The 16,275-nt window shown below is 47.7% G+C and carries 17 protein-coding genes; 16 read left to right on the forward strand and 1 reads right to left on the reverse strand.

What is annotated here, in order from left to right; all coding sequences use genetic code 11:
• Window positions 1-12 precede the first annotated feature (12 nt).
• Window positions 13-816: an inositol monophosphatase family protein gene (locus tag J2X05_RS05440; protein WP_310069766.1), complete on the reverse strand. Its 804-nt coding sequence runs from the start codon at window positions 814-816 to the stop codon at window positions 13-15.
• A gap of 231 nt (window positions 817-1,047) precedes the next feature.
• On the opposite strand from J2X05_RS05440, the gene trmJ reads away from it, so the two are divergent.
• The 16 genes from trmJ to hisS all read left to right on the forward strand — a co-directional run bounded on the left by trmJ (window position 1,048) and on the right by hisS (window position 16,217).
• On the forward strand, window positions 1,048-1,875 hold the full coding sequence (gene trmJ, locus J2X05_RS05445) for a tRNA (cytosine(32)/uridine(32)-2'-O)-methyltransferase TrmJ (protein WP_310069768.1): 828 nt from the start codon (window positions 1,048-1,050) through the stop codon (window positions 1,873-1,875).
• 164 nt (window positions 1,876-2,039) lie between these two features.
• Window positions 2,040-2,528: a Fe-S cluster assembly transcriptional regulator IscR gene (gene iscR, locus J2X05_RS05450; RefSeq protein ID WP_310069769.1), complete on the forward strand. Its 489-nt coding sequence runs from the start codon at window positions 2,040-2,042 to the stop codon at window positions 2,526-2,528.
• A 60-nt stretch (window positions 2,529-2,588) separates the two neighbouring features.
• Window positions 2,589-3,749 (forward strand): IscS subfamily cysteine desulfurase, encoded by a 1,161-nt coding sequence (locus J2X05_RS05455; RefSeq protein WP_310069772.1) that lies wholly within the window; start codon window positions 2,589-2,591, stop codon window positions 3,747-3,749.
• 40 nt (window positions 3,750-3,789) lie between these two features.
• Window positions 3,790-5,226 carry a Fe-S cluster assembly protein SufB gene (gene sufB / locus J2X05_RS05460; RefSeq protein ID WP_310069774.1) on the forward strand — a complete coding sequence of 479 codons (1,437 nt, stop codon included), beginning with the start codon at window positions 3,790-3,792 and terminating at the stop codon, window positions 5,224-5,226.
• Window positions 5,227-5,344: 118 nt separating this feature from the next.
• A complete protein-coding gene (gene sufC / locus J2X05_RS05465) occupies window positions 5,345-6,094 on the forward strand; it encodes a Fe-S cluster assembly ATPase SufC (RefSeq protein ID WP_310069775.1) in 750 nt (249 codons plus the stop codon).
• A 2-nt stretch (window positions 6,095-6,096) separates the two neighbouring features.
• Window positions 6,097-7,419 (forward strand): Fe-S cluster assembly protein SufD, encoded by a 1,323-nt coding sequence (gene sufD, locus J2X05_RS05470; RefSeq protein ID WP_310069776.1) that lies wholly within the window; start codon window positions 6,097-6,099, stop codon window positions 7,417-7,419.
• The gene (locus J2X05_RS05475) at window positions 7,412-8,662 is read left to right on the forward strand and encodes a SufS family cysteine desulfurase (RefSeq protein WP_310069778.1); all 1,251 of its coding nucleotides are present in this window, start codon (window positions 7,412-7,414) and stop codon (window positions 8,660-8,662) included. Before sufD ends, J2X05_RS05475 begins: the two co-directional genes overlap by 8 nt.
• 73 nt (window positions 8,663-8,735) lie before the next feature.
• Entirely contained in the window at window positions 8,736-9,092 is a 357-nt protein-coding gene (locus J2X05_RS05480; RefSeq protein ID WP_310069780.1) for a HesB/IscA family protein, read from the forward strand.
• Window positions 9,093-9,115: 23 nt separating this feature from the next.
• Entirely contained in the window at window positions 9,116-9,652 is a 537-nt protein-coding gene (sufT, locus tag J2X05_RS05485) for a putative Fe-S cluster assembly protein SufT (RefSeq protein WP_310069781.1), read from the forward strand.
• 36 nt (window positions 9,653-9,688) lie between these two features.
• Complete coding sequence (locus J2X05_RS05490; RefSeq protein WP_310069783.1) at window positions 9,689-10,111, forward strand: SufE family protein; 423 nt, start codon at window positions 9,689-9,691, stop codon at window positions 10,109-10,111.
• 193 nt (window positions 10,112-10,304) lie between these two features.
• A complete protein-coding gene (gene ndk, locus J2X05_RS05495) occupies window positions 10,305-10,730 on the forward strand; it encodes a nucleoside-diphosphate kinase (protein WP_310069785.1) in 426 nt (141 codons plus the stop codon).
• A 48-nt stretch (window positions 10,731-10,778) separates the two neighbouring features.
• A complete protein-coding gene (rlmN, locus tag J2X05_RS05500; protein ID WP_310069788.1) occupies window positions 10,779-11,957 on the forward strand; it encodes a dual-specificity RNA methyltransferase RlmN in 1,179 nt (392 codons plus the stop codon).
• A gap of 20 nt (window positions 11,958-11,977) precedes the next feature.
• Window positions 11,978-12,763 (forward strand): type IV pilus biogenesis/stability protein PilW, encoded by a 786-nt coding sequence (gene pilW, locus J2X05_RS05505; protein WP_310069793.1) that lies wholly within the window; start codon window positions 11,978-11,980, stop codon window positions 12,761-12,763.
• 34 nt (window positions 12,764-12,797) lie between these two features.
• Entirely contained in the window at window positions 12,798-13,760 is a 963-nt protein-coding gene (locus J2X05_RS05510; protein WP_310069795.1) for a RodZ domain-containing protein, read from the forward strand.
• A 26-nt stretch (window positions 13,761-13,786) separates the two neighbouring features.
• Window positions 13,787-14,911 carry a flavodoxin-dependent (E)-4-hydroxy-3-methylbut-2-enyl-diphosphate synthase gene (ispG, locus tag J2X05_RS05515; protein WP_310069799.1) on the forward strand — a complete coding sequence of 375 codons (1,125 nt, stop codon included), beginning with the start codon at window positions 13,787-13,789 and terminating at the stop codon, window positions 14,909-14,911.
• 34 nt (window positions 14,912-14,945) lie between these two features.
• A complete protein-coding gene (gene hisS / locus J2X05_RS05520) occupies window positions 14,946-16,217 on the forward strand; it encodes a histidine--tRNA ligase (protein ID WP_310069802.1) in 1,272 nt (423 codons plus the stop codon).
• Window positions 16,218-16,275 lie beyond the last annotated feature (58 nt).

Here is a 16,275-nt window from a genome sequence, read left to right on the forward strand (position 1 = left end):
TGCTAAAAAAACTTATTTCAGGTGCCCCAGATTTTTTTGCACGATCTGCAGGATCGGCTTAAATACTTTGGGCGAGCCGCATACAATGTGACCGGTTTCCAAATAATCCGCACCGCCATTAAAGTCGCTGATCAAACCGCCGGCTTCTTTTACTAACAAGATTCCACCCGCGATATCCCACTCGTTTAAATTCATTTCCCAGAATGCATCAAAGCGGCCAGCTGCTACATAAGCCAAATCCAATGCAGCTGAACCGGCGCGGCGGATACCGGAGGTCTGCCCGGCAATTTCTTGCACGCAGGCGAGGTAAGGGCCGATATGTTCGAGCGCATAGCCACTAAAGGGGATGCCAGTACCTATCAGCGCGCCTTCAAGGTTGCGACGGGTAGAAACACGCAGGCGACGGCCATTCAATGCAGCACCACGGCCACGGCTGGCAGTAAATTCTTCGCGTTTGATGGGGTCGATAACAACGGCGTGTTCGATCTGGCCTTTGTATTTGCAGGCGATGGAGATAGAGAAGTGCGGTACCCCGTGAATAAAATTGGTAGTGCCATCGAGTGGATCGATAATCCATTCGTAATCGGGGTTTTTGCCGGGTTGATGTCCGCCTTCTTCACCGCGAATACTGTGGTCGGGGTAGGCTTTACGGAGGTGGTAAATAATTTCTTTTTCGGCGGCCTTATCGACTTCAGTGACATAGTCGTTGCGGCTTTTGGTTTCAATCGTTAATAAATCAACACGCTCAAATGCGCGCTCAATCAATTCGGCAGCTTTGCGACCAGCGCGCAAGGCAATCGTTAACATGGGTTCCATAAAGCACCAATTAAATGGGCCACTGGATATCGCATGGATATCAGCAGACCTGATTGTTCAGGGGGTAGGGATTGTAAAAGAACATGACCGCAGGCGGCATAAGCGCCTCTCGCCGAGGGCGCGCAGTATACCGGCAAGTGATCACTAGAGGCTAGTGATAAGTGACTGTATACTGCGCGCCTTTTTATCGCTTCGCCTGCGTCATATTCCCTTAGTTACCGAGATTTGCCTATGTCAGCCCAGCCTTTTGCCAATATCCGTATCGTTTTGGTCAATACCAGCCACCCCGGCAATATTGGCGGCGCGGCGCGGGCGATGAAAAATATGGGGCTTTCTCGCCTTTATCTTGTTGCACCGCAGGATTATCCGTCAGACAAAGCGGTGTGGCGCTCGGCTGGTGCTACCGATGTTTTGGATGATGCCGTCGTGGTTGAAACACTGGATGAGGCCATCGCAGGCTGTAGTCTGGTAGTGGGCACCAGTGCCCGCGAGCGCCGTATCCCTTGGCCGCTGTTAGATCCGCGCCAATGCGGTGAAAATGTGTGGGCAGAAGCGGCGAGTCATGAGGTGGCCATCGTATTTGGACGTGAAGATCGCGGCTTGACCAACGAAGAACTGCATAAATGCAATTATCATGTGCATATCCCGGCCAATCCAGATTACAGCTCGCTTAACCTCGCAACGGCGGTCCAGGTCATCACTTATGAAGTCCGCATGGCATATTTGCAGGCGGCCGAAGGCAATACCCTGCCGCAGCACCAGTGGGATATGCCGCCGGTAGAGGCCCAGGCGATGGAAATTTATTACGAACATCTTGAGCAAACCCTTGCTGAATTAAACTTCCTTGATCGTGATAATCCCAAGCAGACCATGACCCGCCTGCGTCGTCTCTACAACCGTGTGCGTATGGACCAGATGGAGCTGAATATCCTGCGTGGTGTGCTCACAGCGGTGCAGAACTATATCCATTACAGCGGCAAGGTGATGACTAAATTTGGCAAGGCGCCGGGTTTGGAGTCTATGCGCGAGCTAACAAAGGACGATAAACCTGCAGAATAGGCTGGGTAATCCGGGCGATATTTGTTGCTATGGTGATTGGGCGTTGGAAAAAAGTGAATACTTGAGTAAAATACTCGGAATTGGCGTCGCGTCTGGACTTGAGTGCTATTTCCCGCTCGCGACAATAGATTAATACCGGGATTTTGCAGCGAGGCTTCTCTGCTATGAGACTTACCACCAAAGGCCGCTATGCCGTGACCGCCATGTTGGATTTGGCGCTCCACTGCGATGAGGGGCCTGTTAGTCTGGCGGATATTTCCGCACGCCAAGGCATATCCCTCTCTTATCTCGAGCAATTATTCGCGCGTTTGCGTCATTTTAAATTAGTGAAAAGCGTACGGGGTCCCGGTGGTGGTTATCGCCTGATGGGCAGCACTACCGATATCTCCATCGCCCAGGTAGTCGATGCGGTCAGTGAATCGCTCGATGCAACCCGCTGCGAAGGCAAGGGCAATTGCCATGAAGGCGAAGTCTGTTTAACCCATCATTTATGGGAAGATTTAAGTGCGCAAATCCATCAGTTTTTGAGTGATATCACCCTCGCTGATCTGGTTGCACGTAACGATATCCAATCGGTCCGCAAGCGCCAGGATTTGCGTGTGGTAAGCAGTCACAATGACGAGACTCATATTGCGATTAGTGAAATTTTGTAGCTGGTTTTTACAATTCCATTTTTCACACTGTAGTTTTTCACCGTTAAGGTACCCACTGTTTTGCGCAAGCCCATTTATTTAGATTACGCCGCGACTACACCCGTTGCCCCTGAAGTGGCGGCGCGGATGGTTGAGTGTCTGACATTGGATGGCACCTTCGCCAACCCTGCCTCCCGCTCCCATGTGTATGGCTGGCAAGCTGAGGAACTGGTAGAAGAAGCGCGCGCGCAGGTTGCCAGTTTAATCAATGCAGATCCGCGTGAAATCGTTTGGACCAGTGGCGCAACCGAAGCCAACAATCTTGCGCTCAAAGGTGTTGCAGAAACTTATCGCACCAATCACCACGCTGGTGGCCATATTGTTGTGTCGGCCATTGAACATAAAGCCGTGCTTGATCCCGCAAGTTGGTTGGAGGCGCAAGGTTTTCGCGTCACATATTTACAACCTACACCAGAAGGGATTATCACTGCGGATGCACTCGCTGCGGCGCTGCAAGCAGATACATTTTTAGTCAGCATCATGCAAGTCAACAATGAGTTGGGTTGCATTAATGACATCAAAGATTTAGTTGAAGTCTGTAAGGCGCGCGGTATTTTATTTCATTGTGATGCTGCACAAAGCGCGGGGAAAATTCCTGTCGATGTCAAAACACTTGGTGTAGACCTGCTGTCGCTATCGGCGCATAAATTTTATGGGCCCAAAGGTGTTGGTGCGCTCTACGTGCGCCGTTCAGGCGACGTAAAAATCGCTGCACAAATTCACGGTGGTGGCCATGAGCGCGGTATGCGTTCCGGTACTTTACCTACACATCAATTAGTGGGTATGGGTGAGGCTGCAAGATTAGCGGCTGTACATCTCGATGAAGATTGCGAGCGTATTGCAAGATTGCGCGACCGTTTATGGCAAGGCATAGCGGATTTGCCGGGAATTAAACGCAATGGATCGAGTATTGATTGCGTCAGCGGTATTTTAAATCTCGCGTTTAGCAATGCCGACGGCGAAATGTTGCTGCTCTCGTTGCGCGATTTGGCGATCTCCAGCGGCTCTGCGTGTAATTCCGCGAGCATGTCGCCCAGCTATGTACTGCAAACGATTGGTTTGGATGATGAAGCAGCGCAAGCCTCGCTGCGTTTTAGTATTGGCCGTTACACCACTGCCGACGAAATTGAATATGCGATTGAACACCTTCGCGGTGTGATCGCCAAGCTGCACAAGGCTTAGTGTTGGTTTGCTAACCCTTTGCAAAAACAGGTAAATGCCCATGTCTGAACAAGTCGAACATCTCATTAAAAAAGAATACGCGGCGGGTTTCCATACCACCATCGATTCGGAAACCCTGCCACCGGGGTTGAATGAAGATGTTATCCGTTTTATTTCGGCGAAGAAAAATGAACCCGAGTGGTTGCTGGAATGGCGTTTGAAAGCCTATCAGTCCTGGCTGGAAATGACCGAGCCGGAATGGGCACATGTCAAATATGAGGATATTGATTTTCAAGCGGTGTCCTATTATTCAGCGCCCAAATCGATGGATGAAAAGCCCAAAAGTCTGGATGAGGTTGATCCGGAACTATTGCGCACCTATGAAAAACTGGGCATTCCGTTACATGAGCAAGCGGCACTCGCTGGTGTGGCAATGGATGTGGTGTTTGACTCGGTATCGGTAGTAACGACTTTTCGCGAAAAATTATTTGAAGTGGGCGTTATTTTTTGCTCGATCAGCGAAGCGGTACATAAGTATCCCGAGCTGGTGAAAAAGTATATCGGCTCAGTTGTACCGCAAAAAGACAACTATTACGCTGCATTGAATTCAGCAGTATTTTCCGACGGCTCCTTTGTGTATATCCCCAAAGGTGTGCGCTGCCCGATGGAGTTGTCTACTTACTTCCGTATCAACGAACAAAATACCGGTCAATTCGAGCGCACGTTAATTATTGCCGATGAAGGTTCGCATGTCAGTTATCTAGAAGGTTGCACCGCGCCTATGCGCGATGAAAACCAGTTGCATGCTGCTGTAGTTGAATTGATTGCGCTCGATAATGCAGAAATCAAATATTCCACCGTACAAAACTGGTATCCCGGTAACGAAGAAGGCAAGGGTGGTATTTACAACTTTGTGACCAAGCGCGGCGTATGCCACACCAATGCCAAAATTTCCTGGACCCAAGTTGAAACCGGTTCTGCGGTGACCTGGAAATATCCTAGTTGTATTTTGCGTGGTGATAATAGCGTCGGCGAGTTTTATTCTGTTGCGCTGACCAATAATTACCAGCAGGCCGATACCGGCACCAAGATGATTCATATCGGCAAAAACACCCGCTCAACGATTATCTCCAAAGGGATTTCAGCAGGTAAAAGTTCTAATGCCTATCGTGGCTTGGTACGTATCAATCCCGGTGCCGAAGGTGCGCGTAATTATACCCAGTGTGATTCGCTGTTGATCGGTGATAAATGCGGTGCACATACATTCCCGTATATCGAAAGTAAAAATCCGAGTGCTGTGATTGAGCACGAGGCCACCACATCAAAAGTGAGTGAAGACCAAATGTTTCTTTGCCAGCAGCGTGGCTTGGATGCAGAAAAAGCCGTTTCTATGATTGTGAATGGTTTTTGCCGTGAAGTATTTAAAGAATTGCCAATGGAATTTGCGGTTGAAGCCGGCAAGTTGTTGGAAGTAAGCCTCGAAGGCTCAGTAGGCTAATCGCTCAGAGTGATTTTGCAGGTTGGGCTGGCCACGAGTTCAGCGAGCGACATGGCCCAACAAGAACGATTAAAAAATTGAATTTACCGTGTTAGAAAATTATCGGACTAAAAAATTTATGTTACGCATTACTGATTTGTTTGCCCGTGTTGAAGAGAAAGACATCCTTAAAGGTTTAAATCTGACCATCAAGCCCGGCGAAGTTCACGCCATTATGGGGCCAAACGGTGCGGGCAAAAGTACATTGGGTAATGTGTTATCTGGCCGTGATGGTTATGAAGTAACTGGCGGCAGTGTTGAGTTTAATGGCAAGGATTTGTTTGATCTGGAAATTGAAGAGCGTGCGCGCGAAGGTTTGTTCCTTGCATTCCAATATCCGGTAGAAATTCCAGGCGTAAGCAATATGGAATTTTTAAAAGCCTCTGTTGATGCTAAACGTAAGCATAATGGTCAGGCGGAATTGTCTGCAGTTGAGTTTATGAAGCTCGCACGTGAAACCAGTAAACGCGTTAATCTCGAACAGGCTTTTTTAAAACGCGGTGTTAACGAAGGCTTTTCGGGTGGTGAAAAGAAACGCAACGAAATTATGCAAATGATGTTGCTTGAGCCGAGCCTGTGCATTCTCGATGAAACCGATTCTGGTTTGGATATTGATGCCCTGCAAGTGGTTGCCAACGGCGTGAATGCGATGCGTTCAGCCGAGCGCAGTTTTATTGTGGTCACTCACTATCAGCGCTTGCTGGATTATATAGTGCCGGATTATGTGCATGTATTGGCCAATGGCCGAATTGTGAAAACCGGCGGTAAAGAATTGGCGCTGGAGCTGGAAGAAAAAGGCTACGCCTGGCTTGAAAACGAGGCTGTGTAAGCATGAGTGATTTTCAACATCAAGCGATACGGCTCACTGCACAGCAGCAACCATTGACCTGGTTGGAAGGGTTGCGCAATAAGGCAACTGATGAGTGGTTGGCACAACCTTGGCCAACACGCAAAACCGAGCATTGGAAATATACACCGATGCAGGGTTTGCAAAAAACGCTGTTGCATACCTGGGGTGTGGCTGCAAACCCATCGTTAGATAAAACTTTGCAGGATGAATTGATTCCGCTTGATGCCTATCGCTTGATATTTATCAACGGTGTATTTGATGCAAAACATTCAAGCAATCTACCGGAATCGATTGTGCGTTTCTCGCAAGCCAATGCTGCGCAACAAGCGTTGATTGAAAAACATCTGGGTAAGATTGTAGAAGGTGAGCGCCATTTATTTGCGACGCTGAATAATGCCTGGCTTGATGATGGTGTCTTGCTTCATGTGCCGCGCAACCAGCGTTTGGAAAAGCCGGTTTATATTGTCAATATAGTGACCGCAGTTGCAGCGGCAAGCAATCAACGACTGTTGATTGTATTGGATGAGAACTCTCAGGCTGAAGTTGTAGAGCATTATTTTTCCAATGCGGATACGCAAAATGGTTTCGCTAATGCATTGACTGAAGTTCATCTGGGCGATAACGCCAACTTGCATCACTACCGTTTGAATTTGGAAGAAGAGCATGCGCAGCATATTGGGGCAGTGCATGTGGATTTGCAGCGCAATGCGCGTCTGCGTGGCTTCGCGTTGGCATTGGGTTCAAGCCTGATGCGTGTCGATTACCAATTAAATCATCGCGGGCAGGGGGCCGAGTTGGATCTGCAAGGGATTTATCTGCCGCGCAACCAACAGGTTGTTGATTATCACACCAATATTTGCCACTGGGTTCCGCATTGCACATCGAATGAAGTGTTTCGCGGAATTGTGAGTGATTCGGCACAGGCCATTTTTAATGGCCGTATTTATATTCATAAAGACGCGCAAAAAACTCTCGCGGAATTAAGCAACAAAAACATGCTGACCTCCAACAAGGCGGAAGTGAATACCAAGCCGGAGTTGGAAATTTACGCGGATGATGTGAAGTGCGCTCACGGTGCAACCATAAGCCAGTTAAATGCCAATGCGCGTTACTATTTGCAGAGCCGCGGTTTGTCGCGCGCCGAAGCCGATGTGATGCTCAGTTTTGGTTTTATCAATGAACTGCTGGAACAAATTGCGCAACCCGTAGTGCACGATTATTTGCAGCCGCGTTTGGCGAAACTCTTTGGCCGTGACAACAGTTTGATTGCTGCCAGCGCATTGGCGGAGTTGACGGATGACTAAATCTTTGGGTGATATTGACGTGTTGCATTTTGATGTGGAAACAATCCGCGCTGATTTCCCTATCTTGCACCAACAGGTGAATGGGCAGCCGCTGGTGTATCTCGACAATGCGGCTACCACCCAAAAACCCAATGCGGTGATTGATGCAATCAGTGATTATTATCGCAATGACAACAGCAATGTTCATCGCGGTGCTCATGCCTTGGCTGATCGAGCCACGGTAAAGTTTGAAGCGGCGCGCGAAAAAGTTGCACAGTTTTTAAATGCTCCAGCGGCAAAACAAATTATTTGGACTCGCGGTACAACCGAGAGTATTAATCTGGTTGCCGCCTCTTGGGGCAAAACCAATTTGCAGCCGGGTGACCGTATTCTGGTATCGGCGATGGAGCATCACTCCAATATTGTTCCCTGGCAATTAATCGCCCAGACAACCGGTGCGAAAGTTGAACCGATTCCTGTCGATGCTAACGGTAATATCAACATGCTGGCGTTTGATGCCATGCTTGACGCCCATGTAAAAATGGTCGCCGTAGGTCATGTATCCAATGCAATGGGCACGATTAATCCCATCGAAAAAATTATTACGCTTGCGCATGCAGTTGGCGCGCGCGTGTTAATTGATGGCGCGCAAGCAGTGAGCCATTGGGCGGTGGATGTCCAAAAACTCAATTGCGATTTTTATGTGTTTTCTGCACACAAACTATTTGGTCCGACGGGTTTGGGTGTGTTGTACGGTAAAGAAGATTTGCTGAATGCCATGTCGCCCTATCAGGGTGGGGGCGAGATGATCGAAACCGTTTCGTTTGCAGGCACAACCTTTAATCAGTTGCCCTACAAATTTGAAGCGGGCACGCCAGATATCGCGGGCGCTATAGGTTTGGGTGCTGCGATCGACTATTTAAATTCAATCAACCGTACCGCTGCCGCTGCGCATGAACAGGCACTGTTAAATTATGCTGAGGAAAAAGCGCGTGCAACCGCTGGCTTGAAATTGGTTGGTACTGCCGCACATAAAACCTCAGTAATGAGTTTTTTGCTCGAAGGTGCACATCCGGCCGATGTCGGTGTCTTATTGGATAAGCAGGGAATTGCGGTGCGCACGGGTAATCACTGTGCGCAACCGATTATGGATCAATATGGAATTCCCGGCACAGTGCGCGCGAGTTTCAGTTTTTATAACACCTTTGCCGAGGTGGATCGCCTGTTCGCAGCGATTGAAAAAGCGAAAACCTTTTTGTTGTAACGCCTTTTAATGTAACGAACGTGTTGTAACGAAACATGCTTTAACGAGCGATGAGTTAACCCTGGAGACTGCTATGAGTATCGCATCATTTGATCCGCAGCAACCTGTGCAGGTCACCCCAACGGCGGTTGAACATTTCAAGCGGCAGTTGGGTTCTGCTAAAGACGCGAAAGCGGTGCGCTTGAGTGTAAAGCAAAGTGGTTGTACTGGCTGGATGTACGTTGTGGATTTGGTCAATGAAGCCAGAGCTGATGACGTGCACATGCAACTGGAGACTGGTGTCGAGTTATTGGTTGACTCTAAAAGTCTGTCAGTTGTGAGCGGCACTGAAATTGATTACGTCACTGAAGGCGTTAACCGCCAGCTTAAATTCAATAATCCGCGTGTCAAAGACTATTGCGGATGCGGTGAAAGTTTTAGCGTTAACTAAGACGCCTTGCGTAGAGAATTACTATGTCTGAAAGACGTATGGTGGTCGCCCAAGCTGATTGTCCGGCGCGGCGTGTCCCTGACGGTACACCACTGACTATCCCTGAAGGAACCTTCGTTACTATCACCCAGGCTTTGGGCGGTAATTACACGCTGACCTATCACGGCCAGATGGTGCGGGTAGATGGTACTGATGCGCATTTGCTGGGGCTTGAGTCCGAGACCATAAGCTTCCCCGAGCCTGCCAATGACCAGATTGTCGAAGAGCAGGTCTGGCAAGCGCTCGGCACGGTGTTTGATCCGGAAATTCCCGTAGATTTAGTGAATCTCGGGCTGATTTACAGTGTTGAGGTGGATCAGGCTGCAAAGCAGGTGGATATCCAAATGACGTTAACTGCGCCAGCCTGCGGTATGGGGCCGGTATTGGTTGGCGACGTCGAATATCGCGTGCGCAAGGTGCCCAACGTTAAAACGGTGAAGGTTGAGTTGGTGTTTGATCCACCGTGGCAGCGCCATATGATGAGCGAAGAGGCCCAGTTGCAAACCGGTATGTTCTATTGATTTCCGTGTATTGATGACCCTGTATTGAGAATTTTGATGACCCAATTTGGCATAGATGTAACCGTCGATGACATTATCGACAGTCTCGGTTTTTTTGATAACTGGGAGGAGCGCTACAAGTACATTATCGATCTGGGCAAGGAGCTGCCCGAGATGGATGCCAGTTTGCGTACCGAAGATTATCTGGTGCGCGGTTGCCAAAGCCAAGTGTGGTTGGTGGATGAATGGCGTGCGGGCAAGTTGTTTTTCCAGGCAGATAGCGATGCATTTATCGTTAAGGGTTTGCTTGGCGTAGTCTTGGCTGCCTTTAACGGCAAGACCCCTGGGGAAATTCTTGCATTTGATATAGATGCTTATTTTACACAGCTGGACCTTTTGCAGCACCTGAGTTCTACCCGGGGAAATGGCCTTAGGGCGATGGTGAAGCGGATTAAGGATCGTGCCAGCCAAACTAATTAAGCCAATCCAAATCGGATGGAATATCGGGGCAGGTTTGCTAACCGATTTTGTTTATTAATCAAATAGCTAGGATATAAAAATAATGTAAACCCGCGTATAATTCGCGGGTTTTGTATTTTGTAGGCATTGAATCCGCTTTTGGGTGGTGAAATCCGAGCCTGCAGTAACCGGAAAATCGCGTGTGGAGCGTCTCATGGCTGTTGAACAAACCTTATCCATTATCAAACCCGATGCTGTTAGCAAGAACCATATCGGTGAAATCGTCGCTCGTTTTGAAAAGTCTGGCCTCAAAATCGTTGCCCAGCGCATGATGCTGTTGAGCCGTGCTCAAGCGGAAGGCTTCTATGCCGAGCACAAAGGCCGTCCATTCTTCGCTGGCTTGGTCGATTTTATGACCTCTGGCCCTGTGGTTGTGCAAGTGCTGTCCGGTGAAAATGCTATCGCGGCTAACCGCGAACTCATGGGCGCTACTGATCCTGCCAAAGCGGCTCCGGGTACTATCCGTGCTGATTTTGCGGAAGCCATTGATGCCAATGCTGTCCACGGTTCAGATTCGCCCACTTCAGCTGCGCGCGAGATCGCTTATTTCTTTGCCAGCAATGAAGTTGTTGTCCGTTAATTTTGTAATCACTGTTATTCCCAACGTAGTTCACCAGGTAATAGAGCCATGACTGAAGTTTCCAGTTTCACTAACACCGCTAGCGCGGAGGTTGCAGAGGGCTCTGCCAAAATGAATCTGTTGGGCTTGCCAGAAGCCAAACTGGTGGCATTTTTTGAATCGATTGGCGAGAAAAAATTTCGCGCTATTCAGGTGATGAAATGGATCCATCAGCTTGGCGCTGACAACTTTGATGATATGACTAACGTCAGCAAAGATTTGCGTGCAAAGTTGAAAAACATTGCGGAAATACGTATGCCGGAAGTTGTGCAGCAATTTGATTCAACTGATGGCACGCGTAAGTTTTTAATTCGTGTCAGTGGCAATAATGTTATTGAAACCGTATTTATTCCCGATGGCGACCGCGGTACTTTGTGTGTGTCGTCGCAAGTTGGCTGCTCATTGGATTGCAGTTTTTGTGCAACGGGCAAGCAGGGATTTAATCGCGATTTAACAGCAGCTGAAATTATTGGACAAGTGTGGATTGCGGCCAAATCCTTTGGTCAATTGCAGGCTAATGGCCCGCGCAGAGTCACCAACGTGGTGATGATGGGCATGGGAGAGCCGTTGCTCAATTTCGATAATGTTGTCGATTCCATGAGCCTTATGATGCACGACAACGCTTACGGAATTTCTAAGCGTCGCGTTACGCTGAGCACTTCCGGTGTGGTGCCGCAATTGGATCGTTTAAGCCAGTATACCGATGCCTGCCTTGCTATTTCGCTACACGCACCTAACGATGAATTGCGCAATGAATTAGTACCAATCAATCGTAAATATCCAATTGCGATGTTGCTTGATTCTGCCAAACGCTACATCGAAGCAATGCCGGACACCCATCGAAAAATTACCATTGAATACACGTTGATTGATCAAGTGAATGATCGCCCCCATCACGCCCGTGAACTGGCTGAGCTATTGCGTGATGTTCCGGTAAAAATCAATCTGATTCCATTTAATCCATTTAATCTATCGAATTATAAAAGAGTCAGTAACAACGCGTTGCGCAAGTTTCAGGATATTTTGATGGGGGAAGGTTACATTACTACTGTACGCACGACGCGTGGTGACGATATCGATGCAGCCTGTGGTCAGTTAGCAGGACAGGTGAATGATGTGACGCGCCGTAGCGAACGCTACCGCGCGCAGTTTGATGAAGTACAAGCGGTAAAAATTGTTAGCCAATAATTCCAAATACAATGGTGTCAATGATGCAAATGAATAACTTTATAAGATTGCTGAAATTAACCCTAGTGTCTGTTGTTGCTGTTGCACTTCTCATTGGTTGTGCGTCAGAAGTAAAAAGTGGCAAGCCACGGAAAGTTGATAAATCGAAATCTTTGGAATTACATATTAAGTTGGCTCAAGGATATATTGATAATGGTAATAGGGAAGCTGCTCGTCATCACTTACGCAAAGCATCAGAAATTGATAAAAACTCTGCTGATGCTACTGAAGCGATGGCGCGTCTTTATCAGTTAGAGGGTGAACCTGCGCTTGCGGAAGAAACCTTCAAGAAAGCACTCAAGCGTAAAAAGAATTTTACGTTGGCCAATAATAATTACGGAGTATTTTTATTTGGTCTGAAACGCTATGAAGAGGCGCTTGCGCAATTCGAACTGGCTGCCAGCGATCTCGATTATGATGGCCGTGCTTCTGCTCTGGTAAATGTCGGCAGGACCGCGTTGCTGCTTGGGAAAAACGAGCGTGCCAAGGCCGCGTTTGAACATGCATCAATATTGGATAAAGGAATTTCTGAGCCGTATATTGAATTGGCCGCCATGAGTTTCCAAAACCAGGAATACGCTGAAGCCAAGAGGCATTTGGATCGCTATCAGGCACTTGGGCAGCAATCTGCACGTGCGCTCTTGCTTGGGATTCGCTTAGAGCGCGTGTTTGGCAACAAGGATAAAGAAGCCAGTTATTTGTTGGTATTAAAGAATCGCTTTCCCTATTCCAAAGAGTATTTGGAATACAAACAAACGATGATGTAAAACCACAAGCGATATTTAAATTAACGGGCTTTTAATGGCAGCTGACGACGAAAAAAAATCTACCGACGATAGTCGTTTTCGCGAACTTTCACCTGGTAAATTATTAGTTTGGGCGCGTGAGCGTGCAGGCTTGACTCAGGAGCAAGTAGCGAAAGAACTCTATATGACGTTGACCAAGGTGCGTGCCCTTGAGTCAGATGATTATCGCCATATGGGTTCAGACACATTTACCCGTGGATACTTACGTGCGTACGCAAATTTAGTAAAGCTTGATGTAGTGCAGGTGCTTGCAGCCTATGATCGTCATGCGCAAAAACATGGGTTGGTTGAGCAGGTTTTACCGCGTCGCACAGAATCTGCCAATAAACCCCTGTGGCAGTTTATTGTAATGGTTCTGCTTGCCTTGTTAGTACTTTGGTTGGTATCGATTTGGTTTTTTGATAATCGTCAGCAACCAACATACAACAGGCCCATGGCAGTGGTTCCTCCTGTGGAAACTGCGCTAAATGTACAATCGCTAAGCGAATCCAATGCACGACAGGCAGCGGTGAGTAGTGTTGCGCTGGTCACAGTGGAGCAACAACTTATTGGAAGTCAGCAGCCGGTGAATGTTACATCAGATAGTTCCGTAAAACCGGTGCAGAATTCAAGTCTCTCCAGTGCAATTCAATCTGTTGCAGCGAGTTTGTCTATGTCTTCGGCTGCACATTCTGAATTGGCGGCAAAACAGGCTAATGCTAATCAATTGGATTCAATTGCTTTTTCTTTTACCGAAGAGTGTTGGCTTGAAGTCAGTGATGCGCGCGGTGATGTATTGGTAGCCGATTTGCAATCTGCAGGTAGTAGTTTGCAATTGCAGGGTACAGCTCCATTTGATGTGAAGCTCGGTAATTCACCTGCAGCCAAGATAGAATTAAATGGCGATCAGGTCGCTATAGTGCCTGCTTTGGGTACCAATGTATTGTCGATAAAAGTGGGTGCGCCCACACGCGAATGATTGCGTAAAATTGATCAGGAATAGTTATGCACTGCGAGTCTCCAATAAAACGTCGTAAATCTCGCCAGATTATGGTGGGTAATGTTCCCGTTGGCGGTGATGCGCCTATTTCAGTACAGAGTATGACGAATACCGAAACTACTGATGTTGCGGCAACAGTAGAGCAAATTCGTCGCATTCAATTGGCTGGTGCCGATATTATTCGTGTGTCTGTACCAACGATGGAGGCGGCGGAAGCGTTTGGTGAAATTCGCAAGCAAGTCAATATTCCGTTAGTGGCGGATATCCATTTTGATTATCGCATCGCGCTGCGAGTAGCGGACTTGGGTGTGGATTGCTTACGTATTAATCCCGGTAATATCGGACGTGAAAAGCGTATTAAAGCTGTGGTTGATAAGGCGCGCGATCTCAATATTCCGATTCGGATTGGCGTTAATGCGGGTTCGCTTGAAAAGGATTTGCAAAAAAAATATGGCGAGCCTACACCTGATGCATTGGTGGAGTCTGCATTGCGCCATGTTGAAATTCTGGATTCGCTAAATTTCCATAATTTTAAAGTCAGTGTAAAAGCGTCCGATGTGTTTATGGCGGTTGCGGCGTATCGCAAACTCGCTACATTGATTGAGCAGCCATTGCATTTGGGTATTACCGAAGCAGGTGGTTTGCGCTCGGGGACAGTGAAATCCTCTATAGGTTTGGGCGCGCTGTTAATGGATGGTATCGGTGATACGATTCGCGTGTCGCTTGCTGCTGATCCTGTTGAAGAAATTAAGGTTGGTTGGGACATGCTGCGCAGTTTGCGTTTGCGCAGCAAGGGCGTAAATTTTATCGCTTGCCCTAGTTGTTCGCGACAAAATTTTGATGTGATCAAAACGATGAATGATCTTGAACAGCGAGTAGAAGATATTACTGTTCCGCTCGATGTCGCTGTTATTGGGTGTGTGGTTAATGGCCCGGGTGAAGCCAAAGAGGCAGACTTGGGGCTTGCTGGTGGCACACCAAGCAATTTAATTTATATTGACGGTGAACCTAACCAAAAGTTAACCAATGAAAATTTGGTTGATAATTTAGAGCGGTTGATCCGCGCAAAAGCGGCGCAAAAACAAGCACAGATGGATGCTGACGCCAGGAATATTATTGCCAAAGGCTAATCGCTTTCTGGCTTGCAACAATTAAGGTTCGAAATTGAAAAAAATCCAGGCAATTCGCGGTATGAACGATCTGCTTCCGGCAGATGCGCCGTTGTGGCAATACGTTGAAGGTGTCGTCACTGATATTTTGGCGCGTTACGGTTATCAGGAAATTCGTTTTCCGATTGTTGAATCAACTGAATTATTTAAACGTTCGATTGGTGAAGTTACCGACATCGTCGAAAAAGAAATGTATACCTTTGATGATCGCAACGGTGACAGCCTCACCCTGCGCCCTGAAGGTACTGCGTGTTGTGTTCGCGCCTGCGAAGAAAATGGTTTGCTCTACAATCAAACGCAACGCCTTTGGTACATGGGGCCTATGTTTCGCCATGAACGCCCCCAGAAAGGTCGCTACCGCCAGTTTCACCAGATTGGTGTAGAAACCTTTGGTATTCAAGGGCCGGATATTGATGCCGAAGTGTTGGTTCTTAGTGCGCGTATTTTGCGCGAGCTTGGTGTTGCTGAACACGTGCAGTTGCAAATTAACTCGCTCGGTAGTGCAGAAGCGCGAGCGGCCTATAAAGATGCCCTGGTTGCTTATCTGAGTAATGTGCAGGATCAGTTGGATGAGGACAGCAAACGCCGCCTCTCTACAAATCCGATGCGTATCCTCGATTCCAAAGATGCAAACACCCAGGCATTGCTCAATGCAGCGCCAGTATTGCTGGATTATCTGGATGAAGAATCGCGTGTGCATTTTGAGGGTCTAAAATCCTTGCTTTATGCTGTTGGTGTTAGTTACCAGATTAATCCGCGCTTGGTGCGCGGCCTCGATTATTATGGTAAAACGGCGTTCGAATGGGTGACTGACAAATTAGGCGCTCAAAGTACAGTGTGTGCAGGCGGTCGTTACGATAGTTTAGTCGAGCAATTGGGCGGCAAATCAACGCCAGCGGTTGGATTTGGTATCGGCCTTGAGCGCTTGGTTTTACTGTTGCAGGCGGTAGAAGCAATACCCGAGGGGCTCGATCAGCAGGCGGATATTTATTTGGTTGCTGTGGGTGATGTGCAATCAGTTGCTATGCAATTGGCAGAACGGATTCGCGATGAGTTGCCTTTTGTGCGATTGTTAATCAATTGTGGCGGAGGCAACTTTAAAAACCAGCTGAAAAAAGCCGATAAAAGTGGTGCAGATATCGCACTTATTTTAGGTGAAGATGAAGTCAAAGCAGGTAAAGTGACGATCAAATTTTTGCGTGAAGAAATCGAGCAGCAAACACTCGATTTTGATAAGGCAATTGCTTACCTTCTTGCTCTTGAGTAAAGCAGTTCGCCGAGTAAAAAAATAACGTTTTAAAAATTATTTCATTTTTTGCGCATTG

The organism is Cellvibrio fibrivorans (genome assembly GCF_031457055.1).
GTDB classification, from domain to species: domain Bacteria; phylum Pseudomonadota; class Gammaproteobacteria; order Pseudomonadales; family Cellvibrionaceae; genus Cellvibrio; species Cellvibrio fibrivorans.